Origin of the sequence: Sphingopyxis sp. SE2, assembly GCF_032227185.1 — a bacterium.
Lineage (GTDB): Bacteria > Pseudomonadota > Alphaproteobacteria > Sphingomonadales > Sphingomonadaceae > Sphingopyxis.
The window spans coordinates 3,861,228-3,881,300 of the sequence record NZ_JAPMXW010000001.1 but is presented as its reverse complement, the minus strand read 5'-3'; the positions used below and the strand labels follow the sequence as shown (position 1 = coordinate 3,881,300).

At 68.5% G+C, this 20,073-nt stretch carries 18 protein-coding genes and 1 riboswitch; of the genes, 13 read left to right on the top strand and 5 right to left on the bottom strand.

The window, feature by feature from the left end; translation table 11 throughout:
* The first annotated feature begins 43 nt into the window (after positions 1-43).
* From OVY29_RS18415 to OVY29_RS18355, 13 genes are all read left to right on the top strand, one after another.
* Positions 44-1,132, top strand: coding sequence for a Ppx/GppA phosphatase family protein (locus OVY29_RS18415; protein ID WP_037556077.1), 1,089 nt, complete (start codon positions 44-46; stop codon positions 1,130-1,132).
* Positions 1,129-1,836 (top strand): RlmE family RNA methyltransferase, encoded by a 708-nt coding sequence (locus OVY29_RS18410; RefSeq protein ID WP_037556076.1) that lies wholly within the window; start codon positions 1,129-1,131, stop codon positions 1,834-1,836. The genes OVY29_RS18415 and OVY29_RS18410 overlap by 4 nt, the downstream gene beginning before the upstream one ends.
* Before the next feature lie 31 nt (positions 1,837-1,867).
* Positions 1,868-3,319 (top strand): S41 family peptidase, encoded by a 1,452-nt coding sequence (locus tag OVY29_RS18405; RefSeq protein ID WP_313911889.1) that lies wholly within the window; start codon positions 1,868-1,870, stop codon positions 3,317-3,319.
* Between the two features lie 198 nt (positions 3,320-3,517).
* A riboswitch (cobalamin riboswitch) is annotated at positions 3,518-3,702 on the top strand.
* Positions 3,703-3,845: 143 nt separating this feature from the next.
* The gene (locus OVY29_RS18400) at positions 3,846-5,798 is read left to right on the top strand and encodes a TonB-dependent receptor plug domain-containing protein (protein WP_037556073.1); all 1,953 of its coding nucleotides are present in this window, start codon (positions 3,846-3,848) and stop codon (positions 5,796-5,798) included.
* Positions 5,798-6,205 carry a DUF1636 domain-containing protein gene (locus OVY29_RS18395; protein WP_037556070.1) on the top strand — a complete coding sequence of 136 codons (408 nt, stop codon included), beginning with the start codon at positions 5,798-5,800 and terminating at the stop codon, positions 6,203-6,205. The genes OVY29_RS18400 and OVY29_RS18395 overlap by 1 nt, the downstream gene beginning before the upstream one ends.
* A complete protein-coding gene (cobT, locus tag OVY29_RS18390; protein WP_037556065.1) occupies positions 6,202-7,218 on the top strand; it encodes a nicotinate-nucleotide--dimethylbenzimidazole phosphoribosyltransferase in 1,017 nt (338 codons plus the stop codon). The genes OVY29_RS18395 and cobT overlap by 4 nt, the downstream gene beginning before the upstream one ends.
* Positions 7,215-7,784: a histidine phosphatase family protein gene (locus OVY29_RS18385; protein ID WP_037556063.1), complete on the top strand. Its 570-nt coding sequence runs from the start codon at positions 7,215-7,217 to the stop codon at positions 7,782-7,784. The genes cobT and OVY29_RS18385 overlap by 4 nt, the downstream gene beginning before the upstream one ends.
* A complete protein-coding gene (locus tag OVY29_RS18380) occupies positions 7,781-8,500 on the top strand; it encodes an adenosylcobinamide-GDP ribazoletransferase (RefSeq protein ID WP_037556061.1) in 720 nt (239 codons plus the stop codon). The genes OVY29_RS18385 and OVY29_RS18380 overlap by 4 nt, the downstream gene beginning before the upstream one ends.
* A complete protein-coding gene (locus tag OVY29_RS18375; RefSeq protein WP_037556059.1) occupies positions 8,497-9,465 on the top strand; it encodes a threonine-phosphate decarboxylase in 969 nt (322 codons plus the stop codon). The genes OVY29_RS18380 and OVY29_RS18375 overlap by 4 nt, the downstream gene beginning before the upstream one ends.
* On the top strand, positions 9,458-10,396 hold the full coding sequence (gene cbiB / locus OVY29_RS18370) for an adenosylcobinamide-phosphate synthase CbiB (protein WP_037556058.1): 939 nt from the start codon (positions 9,458-9,460) through the stop codon (positions 10,394-10,396). The genes OVY29_RS18375 and cbiB overlap by 8 nt, the downstream gene beginning before the upstream one ends.
* Positions 10,384-11,841 carry a cobyric acid synthase gene (locus OVY29_RS18365; RefSeq protein ID WP_037556056.1) on the top strand — a complete coding sequence of 486 codons (1,458 nt, stop codon included), beginning with the start codon at positions 10,384-10,386 and terminating at the stop codon, positions 11,839-11,841. Before cbiB ends, OVY29_RS18365 begins: the two co-directional genes overlap by 13 nt.
* Positions 11,838-12,359 (top strand): bifunctional adenosylcobinamide kinase/adenosylcobinamide-phosphate guanylyltransferase, encoded by a 522-nt coding sequence (gene cobU / locus OVY29_RS18360; protein ID WP_037556055.1) that lies wholly within the window; start codon positions 11,838-11,840, stop codon positions 12,357-12,359. The genes OVY29_RS18365 and cobU overlap by 4 nt, the downstream gene beginning before the upstream one ends.
* A gap of 87 nt (positions 12,360-12,446) precedes the next feature.
* Complete coding sequence (locus OVY29_RS18355) at positions 12,447-13,484, top strand: transglutaminase-like cysteine peptidase (protein WP_052182316.1); 1,038 nt, start codon at positions 12,447-12,449, stop codon at positions 13,482-13,484.
* Here OVY29_RS18355 and OVY29_RS18350 read toward each other — a convergent pair.
* Genes OVY29_RS18350 through OVY29_RS18330 form a run of 5 tightly spaced genes read right to left on the bottom strand, consistent with a single transcriptional unit; the run spans position 13,430 to position 20,070 of the window.
* On the bottom strand, positions 13,430-14,689 hold the full coding sequence (locus tag OVY29_RS18350) for an HlyD family type I secretion periplasmic adaptor subunit (RefSeq protein ID WP_037556054.1): 1,260 nt from the start codon (positions 14,687-14,689) through the stop codon (positions 13,430-13,432). The genes OVY29_RS18355 and OVY29_RS18350 overlap by 55 nt on opposite strands.
* Before the next feature lie 2 nt (positions 14,690-14,691).
* Positions 14,692-15,774, bottom strand: a complete 1,083-nt coding sequence (locus OVY29_RS18345) for a cell wall hydrolase (protein WP_052182315.1) — start codon at positions 15,772-15,774, stop codon at positions 14,692-14,694.
* The gene (locus OVY29_RS18340) at positions 15,771-17,918 is read right to left on the bottom strand and encodes a type I secretion system permease/ATPase (RefSeq protein WP_037556053.1); all 2,148 of its coding nucleotides are present in this window, start codon (positions 17,916-17,918) and stop codon (positions 15,771-15,773) included. The genes OVY29_RS18345 and OVY29_RS18340 overlap by 4 nt, the downstream gene beginning before the upstream one ends.
* A 35-nt stretch (positions 17,919-17,953) precedes the next feature.
* Positions 17,954-19,348 (bottom strand): TolC family protein, encoded by a 1,395-nt coding sequence (locus OVY29_RS18335; protein WP_037556052.1) that lies wholly within the window; start codon positions 19,346-19,348, stop codon positions 17,954-17,956.
* Positions 19,348-20,070, bottom strand: coding sequence for an OmpA family protein (locus OVY29_RS18330; RefSeq protein WP_081933121.1), 723 nt, complete (start codon positions 20,068-20,070; stop codon positions 19,348-19,350). The genes OVY29_RS18335 and OVY29_RS18330 overlap by 1 nt, the downstream gene beginning before the upstream one ends.
* Positions 20,071-20,073 lie beyond the last annotated feature (3 nt).

The following is a 20,073-nucleotide window of genomic DNA, read 5'->3' as shown; positions in this document are numbered from 1 at the left end:
TTCGCGGTTTTGCGGGCGCGTGAGCAGAACAGGTACAATAGCCATGCGGCAAATGGCAGCGCCATCAGGGCGACCGCCGCGGCCCGGCCCGGCGGCAAGAGGACGAAAAGCGGGCGGCGAATCGCGCCCATTGCCGATCACGCGGCCGCGCAGCTATGCCGCGATCGACCTTGGCACCAACAATTGCAGATTGCTGATCGCGAGGCCGCAAAATGGCGAATTGGTCGTCATCGACGCCTTTTCGCGCATCGTGCGGCTGGGCGAGGGGCTGCACGGCACCGGCCGGATCAGCAACGCGGCGATGGACCGCACCGTCGCGGCGCTCGCGATCTGCGCCGACAAGCTGCGCCGCCGCCACGTCTCGCTGTCGCGCGCGGTCGCGACCGAGGCGTGCCGCCGTGCGAGCAACGGCGCGGAACTCGCCGAACGCGTCCGCCGCGAGACGGGGATCGTCCTCGACATCATCTCGGCGGCCGAGGAAGCGAAGCTGGCGGTATTGGGTTGCCACAATCTGATGGAACCCGGCGACGGCCCGGCGCTGATCTTCGACATCGGCGGCGGGTCGACCGAGCTGATGCACGTCGAGGTCGCCGAGCATGACGTCAAGATCCACGACTGGATCAGCGTGCCGTGGGGCGTCGTGTCGCTGACCGAACACGCGCCGCTGCCCGACGACAGCCTCGCGGGCCGCCAAGCCGCTTACGCGCATATGCGCCAGGTGACGCGCGAGGCCTTTGCCGCCTTTGCCGCGCGCGCCGAACGTTTTGCCGGCGAGCCGCTGCGCCTGCTCGGCACCAGCGGCACGGTGACGACGCTCGCCAGCGTCTTCCTGAACCTGCCGCGCTACGACCGCCGCGCGGTCGACGGCCTCGTCGTTCCCGCCGACGCGATGCGCGACATCAGCCGCCGCCTCGCCGACGCGAGCATCGCCGACCGCGCCGAGATCGCGTGCATCGGGCGCGAGCGCGCCGATCTGGTCGTCGCGGGCTGCGCGATCCTCGAAAGCATCATCGACCTGTGGCCCGCCGCGCGCGTTGGCGTCGCCGACCGCGGCATCCGCGAAGGCATCCTGCGCACGCTGGCGATGCAGGGCCGCGACATTCCGGTCACGCGCCGCGAGTATCGCAAATGAGCGGCAGCGGCGGCAAAGGTGGCGGGCGCGGCGGACTGCATGTGCGGGTCAAGACCGCGAAGAAGCGCAGCGTGTCGTCGACGCGCTGGCTGCAACGGCAATTGAACGACCCCTATGTGCGCCGCGCGCAGGCCGAAGGCTATCGCTCGCGCGCCGCGTACAAGCTGATCGAGCTCGACGAGAAATTCGGTTTCCTCAAGAAGGCGCGCGCGGTCGTCGATCTGGGCATCACGCCGGGCGGCTGGTCGCAGGTCGTGCGGGGGGCGAACCCGCGCGCGCGCGTCGCGGGGATCGACCTGCTTGCTTGCGAACCGATCGAGGGGGTCGAAATCCTCGAGATGGATTTCATGGACGATGCGGCGCCCGATAAGCTGATCGAGGCGCTCGGCAGCGCCCCCGACCTCGTCATTTCGGACATGGCGGCGAATACCGTCGGCCATCCGCAGACCGACCATCTGCGCACGATCGGCCTCGCGGAAACCGCCGCCGATTTCGCGGTGCAGAATTTGCTGCCCGGCGGAGCCTTCGTGGCGAAAGTGTTCGCGGGCGGCGCCGACCGCGAATTGTTGACTTTACTAAAGCGACACTTTTCAACGGTAAAACACGCCAAGCCGCCCGCCAGCCGCAAGGGGTCACCCGAACTTTATGTTATCGCGCAGGGGTTCAAGGGCCGGCAAGATGGGAGCGAGGCGGACGCCGAATAAAGGTCGTTGGGTCGAACCGGGGAGAATATTGATGGGCAAGTCGAGGCGGCCGGTAGCGGCGCTAACGCTCGCGGCTTTGATGCTGGCGTCGTGCGGCGGCGACGGCGGAACGCTGGGCAGCGGCCCGGTCACGGTCACCCCGACGCCGAGCCCCACCCCGACGCCCAATTGCGCGCTCGCCTCGCGCCAGTCCTTTGCCAAGGCGGTGATCGACGAATGGTATCTGTTCCCCGGCGACGTCGCGAGCGGCGTCAATCCCGGCGCCTATAGCGACGTCCAATCCTATATCGATGCGCTGGTCGCCCCGGCGCGCGCGCTGAACAAGGACCGTTTCTTCACCTACATCACCTCGATCGCCGAGGAGAATGCCTTCTTTGAGAGCGGATCGAGCGCGGGTTTCGGCGTGCTCATGGCGTATGACGCGGTCAATCAGCGCATCGTCATCGCCGAAGCCTATGAAGGCGCGCCGGCCTTTGCGGCGGGGATCGACCGCGGCACCGCGATCGTCGGGATCGGCACGAACAGCGGCAATGTGCGCACCGTCGCGAGCATCGTCGCCGCCGGGGGGACCCAGGGGCTCACAGACGCGCTCGGCCCGAACGACCCCGGGGTGAGCCGCGTGCTGCGCATCACCGACGCGGCGGGCACGCGCGACGTCACCGTCGCCAAGGCCGACTATGCGCTCGATCCCGTTTCGGACCGCTATGGCGCCAAGATCATCAGCGAGGGCAGTCGCAACTACGGCTATCTCAACCTGCGCACCTTCATTTCGTCGGCCGACAACCAGCTCGGCGCCGCCTTCGCCGATTTCCGCGCGCAGGGCGTCACCGACATCGTCATCGATTTCCGCTATAATGGCGGCGGCCTCGTTTCGACCGCCAATCTGATGGGCGACCTGATGGGTGCTGGACGCGCCGGCCAGCTTTTTTCGCAGACGCGTTTCCGCCCAAGCAAGTCCGCCGAGGACGACGAGCATCGCTTCGCGCCTGGCGCGCAATCGATTGCGCCGACGCGGATCGCCTTCATCGGCACCGGGTCGACCGCATCGGCGAGCGAGCTGGTGATCAATTCGATGCTGCCCTATCTCGGCACCAATATGACGCTCGTCGGCAGCAACACCTTTGGTAAGCCGGTCGGCCAGATCGCGCTCGACAAGGCCGAGTGCGACGACCGGATGCGCGTCGTCGCCTTCGCCACCGGCAATGCAAGCGGGCAGAGCGACTATTACGACGGGCTGGCGCCGAAGATCGCGAACAGCTGCGCCGCGAACGACGATCTGGGCTTCCCGCTCGGCGACCCGCGCGAGGCGTCGATCCGCGCCGCGATCGACTTCCTTGCCGGCAACGCCTGCACGACGCGGATCGCCGACGCGAACGCCCGCACGGCGTCGAGCGACCGCCGTTTCGCGGTAGCGGCCCCGCCGACAATGCTGGTGCCCGACCGCCCGAGCGCGGCGCAGCGCGAATTGCCGGGGCTGTTTTAGGATCGATCGACATTCAGCCCATGGCGGCCTGCAAATGACTCGCGGCGAAGGGTGTTCAGAGGCACGTGACTCTGAAACACGATCTCGCCGGTGCCTTGGAACGAGGCCTTGAGATCCCGGCCTTCGCCGGGATGACGGAAAAATCATAAGCAAATATGATCCGAGAGGCGATTGACCGCCGCCTCCGAATAAGGCTAACGGCCGCGGCAAGCGACAGGTTCTCCGGCGACGGAGACGAAGAGGGAACGGGAAAACCCCGGCTGCCCCTGCAACTGTACGCGGCGAGCCATCGGCCATACGCCATTGGGACCCCGGTCCCGAGAAGGCGGCCGACCGGCGCCGACCCGCAAGCCAGGAGACCTGCCCGTCGCCGTCGTCTTTCGCGCGGACAGGGTGTGCCGGGCGGACGGGGGTGAACCCGCATGACGACAAAGCTGGCTGCGCAGGTGCGCGGGCGATGTCGTGCGTCCCCGAAGGACGACCGATCGGCCGCGCGCATGGGCGGCATTGTCGATGGGTTTGTCCAATGTTCAAAGTGATTTACCGAAGTTCGATCTGTCTCGCCGCCGTCGCGGCTTCCTCCACCGCCTCCGCCGAGGAGACGGCGCATGCGGTCGCCGCCGATGCCGACAGCATCACCGTCACCGCGACGCGCGCGCCGCTAACGCTCGACGAGATTCCGTCGTCGGTCGCGGTGCTCGACAAGGACGCGATCGACCGCGCGCAGGATATCGGCGTCACCGAACTGCTGCTACGCACCCCGGGGATCAGCATCTCGCGCAACGGCGGTTACGGCACCTCGACCTCGCTGCGTATCCGCGGCGCCGAATCCGAACATACGGTGACGGTGATCGACGGGGTCAAGCTCAACGATCCCTCGTCGACCGGCGGCGGTTTCAACTTCGCCAATCTGCTCGTGGGCGACATCGACCGGATCGAGGTGCTGCGCGGGCCGCAGTCGATCCTGTGGGGTAGCCAGGCGATCGGCGGGGTGATCAATATCGTCACCGCATCGCCGGAAAAGGAACTCGAAGGCAGCTTCGACCTCGAGGCGGGGTCGCGCGAGACGGTGAGCGCACGCGCCGCGATCGGCGGGCGCACCGGCCCCTTGAGCTGGCGCCTCGGCGGCCAGCGATTCGCGACCGACGGCATTTCGTCGCACGCCAAGGCGTTCGGCGGGGTCGAGCGCGACGGCTATCGCAACAGCAATGTTTCGGGCCGCGCCGAACTGGCGCTCGCCGACAATGTCAGCGCCGAGGTGCGCGGATATTATTCGAGCGGCCGGGTCGAGTTCGACGGCTTCAACACCGACAGCAGTGATTATGGGCAGAACAAGGAGTTCGTCGGCTATGCGGGGCTCAATTTTGCCCTCGCCGACGGGCGATTCCGCAATCGTGTCGCTTTTGCCTATACCGACACCAACCGCGACAATTTCAACCCCGACCGCGCACGTCCGCGCAGCTTCGAGGCCGACGGCAAGAACAAGCGCTGGGAATATCAGGGCGGCTTCGACTTGACCGACCGCATCACCGCGATTTTCGGGGTCGAGAATGAACGTTCGGACTTCCGCAGCCGTTCGCCGTCGGCGTCGCTTGGCGTCCCGCTTCCCGATTTCGTTCGCGGCAAGGCGGAAATCACCAGCATCTATGGCCAGCTCGGCATCGAGCCGGTGGACGGGCTGACGCTCAATGGCGGCGTCCGCCACGACGATCATAATCGCTATGGCGGGCGGACCTTGTTCGCGGCGGGCGGCGTGTGGCGCCTGCCGACCGGAACGGTGCTGCGCGCGCGCTATGGCGAGGGGTTCAAGGCGCCCGGCCTCTACCAGCTGTTCAGCGAATATGGGAATGTCGGGCTCGATCCCGAGGAAGCGCACGGCTGGGAAGCGGGGGTCGAGCAGCATCTGTTCGGCGACAAGCTGGTCTTCGGCGCGACCTGGTTCGACCGCACGACGAAGAACCAGATTATCTTCAACAGCTGCACCGACCCCGACGACCCGCTGTGCACTGTCCCCGGCAGCAATCCGCCGGTGCCGCGCTTCGGCTATTATCTCAACGTCGCGCGCAGCGAGGCGCATGGTATCGAGGGCGCCGCGGCGTTGACGCTCGGCGGGCTGACGCTCGATGGCAATTACAGCTGGATCGTCGCCGAGGATCGCTCCGAGGGCAGCGCCAATTTCGGCAATTGGCTCCCGCGCCGTCCGCGACATAGCGCCAATGCTTCGGCGAGCTATGACTTCGGTTCCGGGTTCGAGCTCGGCGCGGCGCTGCGCTGGTCGGGCAAAAGCTATGACAATGCGAGCAGTGCGCAGCGGCTGGGCGGCTATACGCTCGTCGATCTGCGCGCCGAAGTTGCCCTGTCGGATGCGGTGAAGCTGTTCGCGCGCGCCGAGAATCTCTTCGACGAGGAATATATGACGGCGTTCCGTTATGGCTCGCTCGGCCGCAGCATCTACGCCGGCATAAGGGGCCGTTTCTGATGCTGACGCGCGTCGATCCGGGCCCCGCGGTGGTGGTGTGCAACAGCTGCCGCCACAGCCGCGCGGCGCAGGTCGACGCGGCGGGCGTGCGCGGCGGCGCGCGGCTGGTCGAGGCGATGAAGCAGCTCCAGCGGGACGAACCGCGCTATGCCGCGATCGCGGTGCAGGAGATGGCGTGCCTTTTCGCGTGCCAGGATCATTGCACCGTCCACCTGCGCGCGCCGGACAAGATCGGCTATGTGCTCGGCCGCTTCAACGGCGATGAGGCGTCGGCGCGCGCGATCCTCGACTATGCCGTGCACTATGCCGCGAGCGAGCATGGCCGCGTCGCCTGGCCGCTGTGGCCCGAGGGGGTCAAAGGCCATTTTATCACCCGCACGCCGCCGCCAGGATTTGTCGCCGAATGACCAGTTTCGTTTCTGTCGAGGCCTTTGAAGCCGCGCTTGCCGACCTTGGCGAGCCCGACGCCGGTGCCGCCGCCGATGCGCGGGTGCGGCAGGCCGAACTCACCAAGCCGGCGGGGTCGCTCGGCCGGCTCGAAAATCTCGCGATCTTTTTCGCCGGCTGGCAGGGCCGGGCGCGGCCGCGGATCGAGCGTGCGCGCGCCGCGATCTTCGCGGGCAATCACGGCGTCACCGTGCACGGTGTCAGCGCCTTTCCGCCGAACGTCACCGCGCAGATGGTCGCCAATTTCGCCAGCGGCGGCGCGGCCATCAACGCCTTGTCGGAGGCGGCGGGGCTCGAGCTGGCCATCGTCGCGCTCGACCTCGACCGGCCGACCGCCGATTTCACCGTCGCACCGGCGATGCGCGAGGACGAATGCCTTGACGCGCTGAACCGCGGCGCGGCGGCGGTCGAGCCCGATCTCGATCTGCTCGTGCTCGGCGAGATGGGGATCGGCAATTCGACCGCCGCCGCCGCGCTTTGCGCGCGCAGCTTCGCGGGCGAGGTGGCGGGATGGGCCGGCCCGGGGACCGGGGTCGACGGGCACGGCGTCGCGCGCAAGATTCAGGTGATCGAGAGCGCGCTCGCCTTCCACGCCGAGGCGCCGCGTTCGGCGTTCGAAACGCTGCGCCGCGTCGGCGGGCGCGAGATCGTGGCAATCGCGGGCGCCATCGTGCGTGCGCGCCAGCTCGGCGTGCCGGTGCTGCTCGACGGCTTTATCTGCACTTCGGCGATCGCGCCGCTGGCGGCGGAGAACCCCGCGATCGTAAACCATTGCATCGCGGGCCATTGTTCGTCGGAGCCGGGGCACAAGCGCCTGCTGGCATTGCTCGGGCTCGACCCTTTGCTGTCGCTCGATATGCGGCTGGGCGAAGGCAGCGGCGCGGCGGTCGCCGCGAATATCGTGCGCAGCGCGCTCGCCGCGCACGACCGGATGGCGACCTTTGCCGAGGCGGCGGTCTCGGCCTCGCTGTGACCGGCTTCGCGCTCCATTTGCTGCGCCACGGCGCGCCCGAAACGCCGGGGCTGCTGATGGGACGCACCGACGGGGCACCGACCGAAGCGGGAATCGCGGCGTGTGTTGCGCAAGCGGAGGGCTTGGGCATCGAATGCCTGGTCGCTTCGGACCTTTGGCGATGCCGCGCGGCAGGAGAGGCAATCGGGTCGGCGGTCGACCTGCCGCTCACCTCCGATCGGCGCTGGCGCGAGCTCGATTTCGGTGACTGGGACGGTATGGCGGTGAACGCCGTCGACGACGGTGCCTTTGGCCGCTTCGTCGATGACCCCGACGCGAACCCACCGCCGGGGGGCGAGCGCTGGTCGGCGCTGGTGGCACGCATTGTTGCCGCGATCGCCGACCTCGCGCCGGTGCCGGCGCTGGTCGTCACGCACGGCGGCGCGATGCGCGCGGCCTTGCATGTCCTCTGCAGTTTCGACCAGCGCCGGCTCTGGGCGTTCGACCTGCCCTATGCGGCGCTGCTGTCGCTGCGTGTCTGGCCCGGCGAACGCCCGAGCGCGCAAATCGTGGGGCTGCGGCCATGAAGGGGCTGATCGTCGCGATCCAGTTCCTGACGCGCCTGCCGACGCCGCGCGTCGCGGTGTCGGGCGAGGAATTTGCCGCCTCGATGCGCTGGTTTCCCGCGGTCGGGCTGATCGTCGGCGCGATCGTCGCGGGCGCGGGCTGGGCGGGGGCGCGGATCGATCCGTGGACCGGCGCGCTTGCGGCGCTGATCGCCTGGGTCGCGGTCACCGGCGCGCTGCACCTCGACGGGCTGGGCGACATCGCCGATGCGAGCGGCGCGGCGCACAAGGACCGCGATCGGCTGATCGCGGTACTCGGCGATCCGCATGTCGGGAGCTTCGCGGTGGTCGCAATCGTTTTGCAACTGATCGCCAAGCTGGTGCTGCTCCACGCGCTGTTCGAACGCGAGGCGTTCGCCGCCGCCCTGCTTGTTCCCTTCGCGGCGCGAATCGGACCGCTGGTCTGGTCGCGCGCGCTGCCCGACCTGCATGCCGGATTGGGCTCGCGTTTCCGCAACGCGGTGCGCCCGGTTGATTTCGCGGGTTGGGGCGGGTTGCTGTTGGCGGCGGCGTGGGTGTCGCCCTCCCTGCTCGCCGCGCCGTTGATCTTCCTTGTCTGGGGCTGGTGGCTGCTGCGCCGGATCGGCGGGATTTCGGGCGACGGGCATGGCGCGGGGATCGAGATCGGCGAAAGCCTGCTCCTCGCGGCCGCACTGCTGTGGGCGCATGTTGCATGAGTGAGCCGTGGACCTGGCACGGCGGGGGCATCGAGGCCGCGAAGCGCGAATTCGGCGAAGGCGACTGGATCGACCTGTCGACGGGGATCAACCCGCATCCCTGGCCGGGCGCCGCGGGGATGGCGTTCGACTGGCGGCGATTGCCCGAGCCCGAGCATCTCGCGCGGCTTGAAGCCGTCGCAGCGGACTATTTCGGCGTCGATCCATGCCATGTCTGCGCGGTGCCGGGCAGCGAGATCGGACTACGCCTGGTCGGGGCACTGATCGGCGGCGATACCGCCCACATCGCGCCGGGCTATCGCACCCATGGCGCGATGATCGCGGGCAGCGCGGAAACCCGCTGGGATGTGGCGCCGGGCGCAACCGGAAACCTGATCCTCGCCAATCCGAACAACCCCGACGGGCGCCCCCTTGCCCCCGATGCCCTGCTCGGATGGCTCGAACGCGGCGTCGGCTGGCTGCTCGTTGACGAAGCCTTTGCCGATGCCGATCCGGCGCTGAGCGTCGCAGCGTCGGTCGCCGACGATCGAAAGCTGATCGTCTTTCGATCCTTCGGCAAATTTTTCGGCCTCGCGGGGGTGCGGCTTGGCTTCGTTCTGGCGCCGCAGGCGATCGTCGCTGCGCTACGCGCGCGGCTGGGCGCATGGCCGCTATCCGAAGCGGCGATCGCGATCGGCACCGCCGCCTATGCCGATGCTGGCTGGATCGAAGCGACGCGGCAGCGCCTCCCCGCCGAGGCGATCGCGCTCGATGCGGTGTTAGCACGGCATGGCTATCGCGCGGCGGGCGCCTGCCCGCTGTTTCGCCTGATCGAAACCGATGACGGCCGCGCGCTGTTCGAGCGGCTTGCCCGGCGTGCGATCCTGACCCGCCCCTTCGCCGACGAGCCGCGCTGGCTGCGCCTCGGGCTGCCCGCCGATGCCGAAGCGCTGGCGCGGCTCCATGCGGCGCTTGGTCATGGCTGAGCCCGTCGCGCTCACCGCGCTCGCGCTCGACGCGGCGTTCGGCTGGCCGGGTGCGCTGTATCGCCGCGTCGGCCATCCGGTGGGGCTGTTCGCGCGCATCATCGCCGGCTGCGAGGCTCGGTGGAACCGGGCCGCGTCTGGCTTTGCGAGGCGGCGCGCGCTGGGCGTTCTAACGCTTGTCCTCCTGCTGCTCGTCGCCGGCGGCCTTGGCCTCGGACTCCAGCATCTGCTGCTTTCCACCTTGAGCGGCTGGGGCTGGATCGGCGTCGCGATCCTCGCCTGGCCCGCGCTCGCGCAGCGCAGCCTGTTCGATCATGTCCGCGCGGTCGGCGAGCGGATCGACGCGGGCGACCTCATCGGTGCGCGCAGCGCCGTGAGCATGATCGTCGGCCGCGACACTGCCGCGCTCGATGAAGCCGGGGTGTCGCGCGCCGCGATCGAGAGCCTCGCCGAAAGCTTTTGCGACGGCGTCGCCGCGCCGCTGTTCTGGCTTCTGCTGCTCGGCCTGCCGGGGGTGTGGGCGTATAAGGCAGTGAACACCGCCGACAGTTTGATCGGCCACCGCGAGGAGCGCTGGCGCGCGTTCGGGTGGGCGGCGGCGCGGCTCGACGATCTCGCAAACTGGATTCCGGCGCGGCTGGCGGGCGTGCTGATCTGCCTCGCGGGCGGCGGCGGATGGCGCATATTGCAGCGCGACGCGCGCAAACACGCCTCGCCCAACGCGGGCTGGCCCGAGGCGGCGATGGCGGGCGCGCTGGGGCTTCGGCTCGCGGGTCCGATCGCCTATGACGGGGTGATGCAGGGCAAATCATGGATCGGCGACGGGACAGGCGAAGCGAGCGGCGCGGCGGTCGACCGTGCGCTCGCCGTTTATCTGCGCGCCTGCCTGCTGCTGTGGTTGATCGCGGGAGGCGCGACATGGCTGCGCTGATGCTGCAAGGCACCGGGTCCGACGTCGGCAAGTCGGTGCTGGTCGCCGCGCTCTGCCGCGCACTCACCCTTCGCGGCCTGACCGTCCGCCCCTTCAAGCCGCAGAATATGTCGAACAATGCCGCGGTCACGACCGACGGCGGCGAGATCGGGCGCGCGCAGGCGCTCCAGGCCATGGCGTGTCGCGTCGAACCGCACAGCGACATGAACCCGGTGCTGCTGAAACCGCAGGCCGACCGCACCTCGCAGCTGATCGTTCATGGCCGTGTGCGCGGCACGCTGGGCAGCGGCAATTTCCGCGAAGCGCGCGGCGCGCTGATGACCGAGGTGCTCGAAAGCTATGGCCGGCTGCGCGGCCAGTGCGACATCGTGATCGTCGAGGGCGCGGGATCGCCCGCCGAGATCAATTTGCGCACCGGCGACATCGCGAACATGGGCTTCGCGCGCGCCGCCGACGTGCCCGTGGTGCTGATCGGCGATATCGACCGCGGCGGGGTGATCGCGTCGATCGTCGGCACGCGCGCGGTGATCGAGGCCGAAGATGCGGCGATGATCCGCGGTTTCCTGATCAACAAGTTCCGCGGCGATCCCGCGCTGTTCGACGACGGCTATCGCGAGATCGAGCGGCGGAGCGGCTGGCGGGGGCTGGGCGTCATACCGTGGCTGAGCGCCGCCGCGCGGTTGCCGAGCGAGGATGCGGTGATCCTCGAACGCCCCGCCGATCCGCGCGACGGGCGGCGGATGATCGCCTGCCCGATTCTGCCGCGTATCTCGAACTTCGACGACCTCGATCCGTTGAAGCTCGAGCCCGGTGTCGAGGTGGTGATGGTGCCGCCGGGGCGGCCGATCCCCGCCGAGGCGGCGATGATCATATTGCCGGGGTCGAAGGCGACAATCGCCGACATGGCCGCGCTGCGCGCCGAGGGCTGGGACATCGACATCCGGGCGCATCACCGGCGCGGCGGGACGATCGTCGGGCTGTGCGGCGGCTATCAGATGCTCGGCCAAAGGATCGCCGATCCGTTGGGGATCGAGGGAGCGCCCGCCGAGGTCGACGGGCTGGCCCTGCTCGATGTCGAAACGACGCTGTCGCCCGCAAAAATCTTGCGGCGGGTGACCGGGACCGCGCTGGGGGCGCCGGTCACCGGCTATGAGATGCACATGGGCGAAACCCGTGGCCCCGGCTCGGAGCGGGCGTTCGCGACGCTTGAGGATGGCGCGAGCGACGGCGCGGTCGATCCGGCGGGACGAGTGATCGGATCCTATCTGCACGGGCTGTTCGCGTCGCCCGCGCTGCGCCGCGCGCTACTCGCGCGGATCGGTGTGACGGGAAACGGCCGCGACTATGCCGCCGATGTCGACGCGGCGCTCGACGCCGTCGCCGCCGAATTCGCGCGCCACGCCGACATCGAGGCGATGCTGCGGATCGTGGGGATCGGCGCATGAGCGGGGCGTCGCTGTTCGTGATCGGCGGCGCGCGCTCAGGCAAGAGCCGCTATGCGCAGGCGCGCGCCGAGGCGGCGGGGGGCGAGCCGGTGTTCATCGCGACCGCCGAGGCGTTCGATAACGAGATGCGCGAGCGGATCGCGCGCCACCGGGCCGACCGCGATGCGCGCTGGTCGACGGTCGAGGCGCCACGCGATCTGCCCGCCGCGATCGATGCGCTGAGCGGAAACGGCGCGGTCGTGCTCGTCGATTGCCTGACGCTGTGGGTGTCGAACCTGCTGCTCGCCAACGCCGATATAACACGCGCGGGGAAGCAATTATGCGACGCGATCGCGCGGCACGACGGCACGCTGATCCTCGTCGCCAACGAGGTCGGGCTGGGCATCGTCCCCGACAATGCGCTCGCGCGGCGCTTCCGCGACGCGGCGGGGCAGCTCAACCAATCGGTCGCGATGACGGCGCAGGAGGTCGTCCTGCTCACCGCCGGGCTGCCGCTCACGCTCAAATCGGCGGGCTGATCGCCCCGGCGCAGCGCCACATGGTGAATTTTGTGTTTACCATGGTCATGAAGCGGATTCTCACGTCCCCCCGGCAAAGCGGGCGGCATGAGCAAGTCTGCCCATCCCGTTTTCGAGTCGCGGTGGCTCGCCGCTTCGGCGGCGCTGGCCGCGACCGCGCTGACGCCGTCGACCGCGCATGCCGCGTCGAAGCTGGTCAATGCGAAGTCGGTGACGGGCGGCAAGGCTGCGTGCGCCGTCGTCGCGGGCGCCGCTGCAGCGCCACAGGCCGACATTTCGCGCGCCCTGCTGGGCGGCGCGCCGAGCGCGCTCGACCGCATCCGCGCCGAACAGGCGGCCGCGTCAACCGCGCCGGTCCCCGCAGCGATGCCCGTGCGGCAGACGCTCGAGCCCTCGAGCCGGGCGCCTGTCTCTTTCGCGGCGCCCGTCGCCGATTGCGGCATGTCACCGATCGCCGCGCCCTTCGCCCGGACCGACGCGGATGCCGAGCTCGGCACGCGCGCGATCCCGGTCAAGCAAACGCGTTTCGACAATCGCTGGGACCGCGTTCGCCGCGCCGCTCCCGCCGCGTTGATGCAGGCCGAACTGCGCCGCGCGAACGCGTCGCGGGGTCTGGACGAGCGGGAGTTGCTCGCGCGCGTCAACCAGTGGGTCAATCGCGCGATCGCCTACGTCGGCGACGACCGCAATTACCGCCAGCGCGATTATTGGGCGACCGCCGAACAGACGATCGCGCGCGGCAAGGGCGATTGCGAGGATTTCGCGATCCTGAAGATGCAGATGCTGCGCGCCGCGGGAATCGATGCCGAGCGGATGAAGCTGGTGCTGCTCCGCGACCTCGCGGCGAACGCCGACCATGCCTTTCTGCTCGTCGAGACCGACGCGGGGAAGCTCGTGCTCGATAATGTCACCGACCGCCTTTATGACGGCAGCCAGCCCAATGCGGTGCGCCCGGTGCTGTCGTTCAGCGGCAACCGACGCTGGGTGCACGCCTATCGCGGGACACCGCCGTCGACGAATCCGGCCGCGATTCCGGCGTCGCAGAAAAGCTATACGCTCGCGCTCAACAATCAGCGTTCGGTAAGCGCCGATCCGCTGACCTTCAAGACCGGTTTGAGCAAGTAGCTCAGCACCGATTTCTTTCCGGTCACAATCTCGACATCGCATAGCATACCGGGGGTGATCGGGAGCCGCCGGCCGTTCGAGGTCAGATAGGCGTTCGTCGTTTCGACGACGACAGTGAAATAGGCCTGCCGCTCGACCTCGTCATATATGCTGTCGGCCGACACGCGCACGACCTTGCCGTTGAGGCCCCCATAGATCGAGAAGTCGTAGGCGGTGACCTTGACGTTGGCGGGGTCGCCCACCTTGATGAAGGCGATGTCGCGCGGGGTGACGCGCGTTTCGATGAGCAATTTGTCACCCAAGGGCACGATCTGCATGATCTGTTCGCCCGCGTTGACGTAGCCGCCCAAGGTATTGACGAGCAGGTCGTTGACGACGCCGCGCGCCGGCGAGCGGATTTCGGAGCGCGCGAGGCGGCCTTCGGCGCCGCGGATCGTTTCCTCATTGACCGCCATCTTGGTCGCGAGTTGGCTGCGTTCGTTGAGCGCCTCCTGCTGGAAGTCGAAGCGCGCGCGCTGCACCTCGGCGCCCGCTTCGCGGACGGCGGCCTGCGAACGCGAGATCGCCTGGCGCGCGGCGGCGAGGCGGCCCTGGATGTCGACGGCCTCGCGCTGTGCAGTGAGCAGCTCGGTCTGCGGGACGACGCCCTTCGCCGCGAGCGGTTCGAGCATCGCCACCTGTTCGCGCGCGAGGCGCAGGCTGGCCTCGAGCGATGAAGCGGTCGCCTGCGCCTCGGCCATGTCGCGGCGGCGCTGCTCGACGCTGGCCGAGAGCGCGGCGAGCTGGCTTTGCAGCGACGAGCGCCGTACCGCGGCGAGGCGCGCTTCGTCGCCGCAATCGGCGCCCACGCACCCGGCCCCCGCACCGCCCTCGCCCGCAAGACGCGCCGCGCGCTGCGCGAGGCGCGCGTTTTCGGTTTCGAGCTGGCCGAGTTCGGACTGCGACGTCGTGTTGTCGAGGCGAACGAGCAATTGCCCCTTCTGCACCGTCTGCCCCGAGCGCACGAGGATTTCGCGGATCGTCGAGGGTTCGGCCGACTGGATGATCTGCACCTTCGACGAGGGGATCACGCGCCCCTGCCCGCGCGACACCTCGTCGACGCGCGCGATGCTCGCCCACAGGAGGAAGAGGACGAGGCCGACGGCGGCGGCGACCATGATCTGCTCGCTGCCGCGGAGGCGTTGCCAAAATTTCACGACCGCCATGCTTATGTTCCGGGCAGGGTTTCGGGCGCGGCCTGCACGCCCTGCTGGCTAGTCAGGCTGTCGAAGCGCGCCTTCGTCTGCGTCGGGTCGGGAATGTTCGGCACCCAGCCTTTGGTGACGTCGACGCGGCCGCCGACGTCATTGTCGGCACGGTGGTCGGTCGGATCGCGCGGCGGAGCTATGCCCGGAACCGCGATCGCTTCGCCGGCGAGAGCTTCGACGGTCGCGGCGCCGCCTTGGTAAAGCTGGCTGAAGGCGGGAATATATTCGGCGCCGGAATATGCGTCGGAAAAAGCGCGCGGCTTGCCCCATGACCCCGGCCAGCGATAGAAGATATGCGCGCCGATCTGTTCGATCTTGGTGAGTTTGGGTGCCCAGCGCGGCAGGACATAATTGGCGTGATAATGCGTCGCCATGCCGACGCTCGCCTCGACATGGCCCGACAAAGCGGCGCGCGCGATCTCGGCCGAGCGGCGCCACAGCGCGGGCACCGGCGGGCGGCGCATCGAGCCGTCGCACGCGAAGCTGAACTGGCAGCCGGGGCGCGAACTGCCCTGATAGATGACGCCGCAGACGGTGTCGGGATAGGCGGGGTGGCGCATGCGGTTGAGGATAACCTGCGCGACCGCGGCCTTGCCCGCGTCGGATTCGGTCGCCGCTTCATAATAGATCGCCTGCGTCAGGCAGCGCTGCGCGTTGGTGGACTGGGCGAGCGAGATCGTCGGCATCAGGAAGGGGCGCGCGGCTTCGACCGGCAGCGCCGAGACGGGAAGCAGCGCGTTGCGCGCGACGGCGTCGGCGCCCTCGGCGGCGGGGACGATCGAATCGGTCTCGGTTTCGGTGATCAGCTTCGCGATCGCCTTTTGCTTCGCGACCTTGGCGGTTTCGGCGGGGTCGGCGCTCCAGCCCTCGACGAAGCGCGACAGGCGGTCGTTCGACGCGGCGAAGAGGATCGCCGCCGCAAACAGCGACAGCCCCGGCAATATGAACTTCAGGCTCTTCGGCGGCCGCCGCGCATCGGCGTCGGCCCAGGGCGCCTCGGCGCGCGCGGCGCCGTCGCGGCCGATATGGAGTTCGGGGATCATGCTACCGGTTCCTTGGTGGATCGCGCGAGGATTTCGGCGCGCGGGCCGTCGGCGACGATGCGGCCGCCGTCGATGACGATGATGCGGTCGCACAGCCGGAGGATCGCTTCGCGGTGGGTCGCGATGATCAGTGTCTGCGATTTCGCGACGGCCTTATCGAGCGCCTCGATGAACAGCCGCTCGCTTTGCGTGTCCATCGCGCCGGTCGGCTCGTCGAGGAAGAGCAGCCGCGAGGGCGAGGCGAGCGCGCGGGCGATGGTGAGGAAGCCGCGCTGACCGCCCGAGAGCTGCCCGCCGCGCTCACCCGCGCCGCGGTCGAGTCCGGTCTCGTCGCGACCCATGAAGCGGTCGGCGCCGATCGACTGCAGCGTCGCGAGCAGCTCGGCATCGGTCGCTGCCGGCGCGCAATATTGCATATTCTGCTTGATCGAGCCGCTGAACAGCACCGCGTCCTGCCCGACGAAGCGGAATTGCGAGCGAAGGTAAATCGGCGAATGCTGGCGGCTGTCGAGCCCGTCGATGAAGATATTGCCCGCATCGGGCGCATAGAGTCCGCAGAGCAGCCGCCCGAGCGTCGACTTGCCCGACGCGACGCGGCCGACGACCGCGATCCGCTCGCCCGCATCGATCTTGAGGTCGATGTCGGTGAGCGACGGCGCCGCGGCGCCCGGATAGGTGAAGGACAGCCCCTCGACCGCAACGTCGCCCTTGTCGATCGTGAGATTCAGCGCGCTGCTGCCCATGCGGCGTTCGTCGCCAGCCTCGATCATCTGCTGGATGCTCGCCATCGTCGTCACCGCCTGCCGCCCGCGCGTCATCAGGAAGGCGAGCTGACCGACGGGCGCCATCGAGCGGCCGGCGAGCATGACGATCGCGATGATCGCGCCCATCGAAATCTTGCCCGCGTCGAACAGGTAGAAACCGCCGACGACGAGCGCGAGGCCGGAAAATTGCTGGCCGAGTGTCGCGAGGTTGATCGCTGCGGCGCCCGTCCGCCGCAGCGCCGTCTGCGTCCGCGCGCTGGTGTCGACCATCCGGCGCCACTGGCCGAGCACCTGTCCCTCGGCGGCGCAGCTCTTGACCGTTTCGGCGCCGCCGATCGCCTCGACGAGCATCGCGTGCTGGATGCTCATGTCGGCCTGATTGTCGAGCGAGGCCTGCATCATGCGCCGCTGGAGGAAATAGCCCGCGACGCCCATGACGAGAATGATCGCGAGCGGGACGAGTGCGAGCCAGCCCGCGAGCACCGCGATCATGATCAGGAAGAGGAAGAGGAAGGCGAGGTCGACGATCAGCACGATCGTCGTCGAGGCGAAGAAATCGCGCACGCTTTCGAATTCGGACACGCGGCGCGCGAGCATCCCCGTGCTGCCGCGCCGGTCGGCGAGCGGCATGTTCAGCACCTTCGAGAAAATCTTCTCGGACAGTTTGACGTCGAGATCGCGGCCGAGATCGTCGAGCAAGGTCGCGCGCGCGAGGCGCAGCGTGAATTCGACCGCGAAGGCGAGGAAAGCCCCGATCGCGAGCACCCACAGGCTCGACACCGCCTTGTTGGGGATGACGCGGTCATAGACGTTCATCGTGAACAAGGGCAGCGCGAAGCCGAGCAGATTGATCATCAACGCCGCGCCGAGCACGGGATAGAAGGAGCGGCGCATCCGCCGCACCTCGCCCCAGAACCAGTGGCGCTTCGCCTGTTCGTCCCACGGCCGTTCCTCGGCGCGGATCGCGGTCGGATCGGCGGCGACCGCGACCGCCTGTCCCGCATAGCTTTCCTCGACCGCCGCCTCGTCGGCCCAGAAGGGCAGCGCGGCGCCGGGTTCCCAGACGAGATATTGCTCGTCCTTCGCCTCGAGCAGCACCGCGCATGTGCCATCGGTGCGGCCAACGATCGCGGGCAGTTCGCGCGCGAGATGCCGTACCTTGCGCGCATGGAGCCGTTCGTTGTTGATGAAGCAGAGGTCGAGCGCGGCTTCGGCCTGGTGAAAGGGAAGGAAGCCGCGTTCGTCGCGGGCGAGCGCGACGAGCGCGCCGCGCTGGAAATTCTGCCCGAAATGCTGCGCGACGAAGAGGATGCAGGCGATCAGCGGATCGCCCGGTGCCTCCTTGCCGATATACGCAATCGTCGATTGATCCTGGAACATTTCAAATTTTTCTAGCTGGAATCAATCCATGGACGTCATTGCGGGTAGCGGCGGCGCTGGAGTTCGGCGGGCGCCGGCGGGCCGTAACCGACCTCTTCGCGGGCATAGACGCGGCGCGATTCGGGCGCGGTCAGATTGAAGGCGTCGAGCAGATTGTTGGTCGAGGCGAGAATCTGATAGACCGCGAACATCTCCGAAAAGCGCGCGGTTTCGGCGCGAACCTGGACGTTGAAGCGCGTGTTCTGCGCGTCGAGCACATCAAGCAGCGAGCGCCGCCCGACCCCGAACTGGTCGCGGTAGGACAGCAGCAGCTCGTCGGTCGCCTTGCTCTGGTCGACGAGGTCGCGGAACACCGCAGTCTGCGTCTCGCGGGCGTTCCAGGCGCGGCGCGTATCGGCCTCGGCATTGCGCTCGGCCTCGTGCAGGCGGAAGCGGCTCTCGCTCGCGCGGCGCACCATCTCCTGATATTTGGCGCGGTTGATCCCGCCGTCGAAAATATCCCAGCGCAGCACGACGCGGCCGAGCAGGTCGTTCGTCTCACCGCGGAAGGCGTCGATATCGTCGCCGATCCGGCCCGACAGTTCGAGGCCGATCGTGGGCGCGAAATCGCCCTTGGCCTTTTTGGCTTCGGCGTTCGACGCGTCGACGTCGGCCTGCGCCTCGAGCACCTTGGGATGCCGCGTGCGGGTGAGCCCGACGGCTTCGCTGAGGCTGACGGGAAGTTTTTCGGCCATCGCCGGCGGCATCTGCACCTCGTCGACCTGAAGCCCGCTCAGCGCGAGCAGCTCGATCTTCGCATTCTGCAGCGCTTCCTTCGCTTCGCTGACGCGCACGCTCGCCGCCTTGGCGCGTTCCTGCGCCTGCTGAAGGTCGGCGATGCTGATCGAGCCCGCGCTAACCCCGCCCGACAGGTCCGCGACGAGGCCGTTGTGGAAGGTCATATTGTCTTCGGCGGCGGCGACGACGCGCTGCTGGAGCAGGACGTCGAGATATTGCCGCGCGCTTTGCAGCGCGATGAATTCGGAGCGTTCGACGACGCGCAGCGCGGCGCCGTCGACGCGCGCCGCCTGGCGCAGTTTCTCGCCGCGGCGGCGGCCGAAATCGATCAGCGTCTGTTCGGCGCGGATCCCCGCCTCGAGCGGATAGAGCTCGTCATTGGCGATGCCGAGCGCACGGCGCGTCGCATTTTCGAGCCGGCGGACGCCCGCCGACAATTCGAGCGTGACGCGCGGCAGATAGAGGCCCTTCGCCTGCTCGAGTTCGAACTCGATCGCCTGCTTGTTCATCTCGGCCTGATGGATCTGCGGGTTCGAATCGATCGCGACCGCCATGACATTCTGCATGCTGGTCGGTTCGGCCGCGGCCGATGCGGCGAAACAGGCCATGGCGAGCGCCGAGACAAGGCCGGCGAGCTTATGTTGCGGTTTCATCACTGTCCCCCCATCGCGTTCACTTCGACTTCGACACGCCGGTTTTCGGGCGTCCGCTGGCCGTCGACGGTCTGGACGCGCGGCTGGCGCTCGCCCATTCCCGAGACGGCGATCGTGCCCGCCGGAATGCCCGCGCCGCCCATCATGTCGGCGATCGCCTGCGCGCGGCGCAGCGCCAGCCCGTCGTTGTAGCTATCGGGGCCCGAGCGGTCGGTGTGGCCGACGACGGTGAAATTCGTCCAGCCGCAGCGCGTGCGGTTTTCGGCCATGAAAGCGACCGACTGCGCCGCGTCGGCGGGCGGAGTGGTCGAATCCCAGTCGAAATAGAAGGTCGAGGCGACCTCGGGCGGGCAATTTTCGGTGCTCGGCGGTGGCGGCGGCACCAGCGCCGCTTCGGCGGGCGGCGCCGGCTGGCGCGTCATCATGCCATAGGCGAAGTCGCAGCGGCGCAGGCTTTCGGCGTCCTTGCTGTTCGATTTGAGAAAACCGAGCGCGATGCCGCACTGGACCTTGGCCTCCGACGCCCAGGCGTAGCTATTGCTGTCGGCCGCCGCGACGGCGGGGTCGATCGACATCGCGAGCGCCGCGTCGTAGCGGCTGCGCACCTCGGTCTTGAGCTCGCCGATCGGCCGATCGGCGAGCGCCTGCGCCATCGCGCCGCTTGGCTGAGCGAGTAGCAGCGCCGCCAGCGCCCCCGCCATCCATTGTCCCTGATGTGCCATGAT

Coding starts and splice junctions, on each gene's coding strand:
- OVY29_RS18415 (WP_037556077.1), top strand. CDS start 44: ATGCGGCAAATGGCAGCGCCATCAGGGCGACCGCCGCGGCCCGGCCCG.
- OVY29_RS18410 (WP_037556076.1), top strand. CDS start 1,129: ATGAGCGGCAGCGGCGGCAAAGGTGGCGGGCGCGGCGGACTGCATGTG.
- OVY29_RS18405 (WP_313911889.1), top strand. CDS start 1,868: ATGGGCAAGTCGAGGCGGCCGGTAGCGGCGCTAACGCTCGCGGCTTTG.
- OVY29_RS18400 (WP_037556073.1), top strand. CDS start 3,846: ATGTTCAAAGTGATTTACCGAAGTTCGATCTGTCTCGCCGCCGTCGCG.
- OVY29_RS18395 (WP_037556070.1), top strand. CDS start 5,798: ATGCTGACGCGCGTCGATCCGGGCCCCGCGGTGGTGGTGTGCAACAGC.
- cobT (WP_037556065.1), top strand. CDS start 6,202: ATGACCAGTTTCGTTTCTGTCGAGGCCTTTGAAGCCGCGCTTGCCGAC.
- OVY29_RS18380 (WP_037556061.1), top strand. CDS start 7,781: ATGAAGGGGCTGATCGTCGCGATCCAGTTCCTGACGCGCCTGCCGACG.
- OVY29_RS18375 (WP_037556059.1), top strand. CDS start 8,497: ATGAGTGAGCCGTGGACCTGGCACGGCGGGGGCATCGAGGCCGCGAAG.
- cbiB (WP_037556058.1), top strand. CDS start 9,458: ATGGCTGAGCCCGTCGCGCTCACCGCGCTCGCGCTCGACGCGGCGTTC.
- OVY29_RS18365 (WP_037556056.1), top strand. CDS start 10,384: ATGGCTGCGCTGATGCTGCAAGGCACCGGGTCCGACGTCGGCAAGTCG.
- cobU (WP_037556055.1), top strand. CDS start 11,838: ATGAGCGGGGCGTCGCTGTTCGTGATCGGCGGCGCGCGCTCAGGCAAG.
- OVY29_RS18355 (WP_052182316.1), top strand. CDS start 12,447: ATGAGCAAGTCTGCCCATCCCGTTTTCGAGTCGCGGTGGCTCGCCGCT.
- OVY29_RS18350 (WP_037556054.1), bottom strand. CDS start 14,689: ATGGCGGTCGTGAAATTTTGGCAACGCCTCCGCGGCAGCGAGCAGATC.
- OVY29_RS18345 (WP_052182315.1), bottom strand. CDS start 15,774: ATGATCCCCGAACTCCATATCGGCCGCGACGGCGCCGCGCGCGCCGAG.
- OVY29_RS18340 (WP_037556053.1), bottom strand. CDS start 17,918: ATGTTCCAGGATCAATCGACGATTGCGTATATCGGCAAGGAGGCACCG.
- OVY29_RS18335 (WP_037556052.1), bottom strand. CDS start 19,348: ATGAAACCGCAACATAAGCTCGCCGGCCTTGTCTCGGCGCTCGCCATG.
- OVY29_RS18330 (WP_081933121.1), bottom strand. CDS start 20,070: ATGGCACATCAGGGACAATGGATGGCGGGGGCGCTGGCGGCGCTGCTA.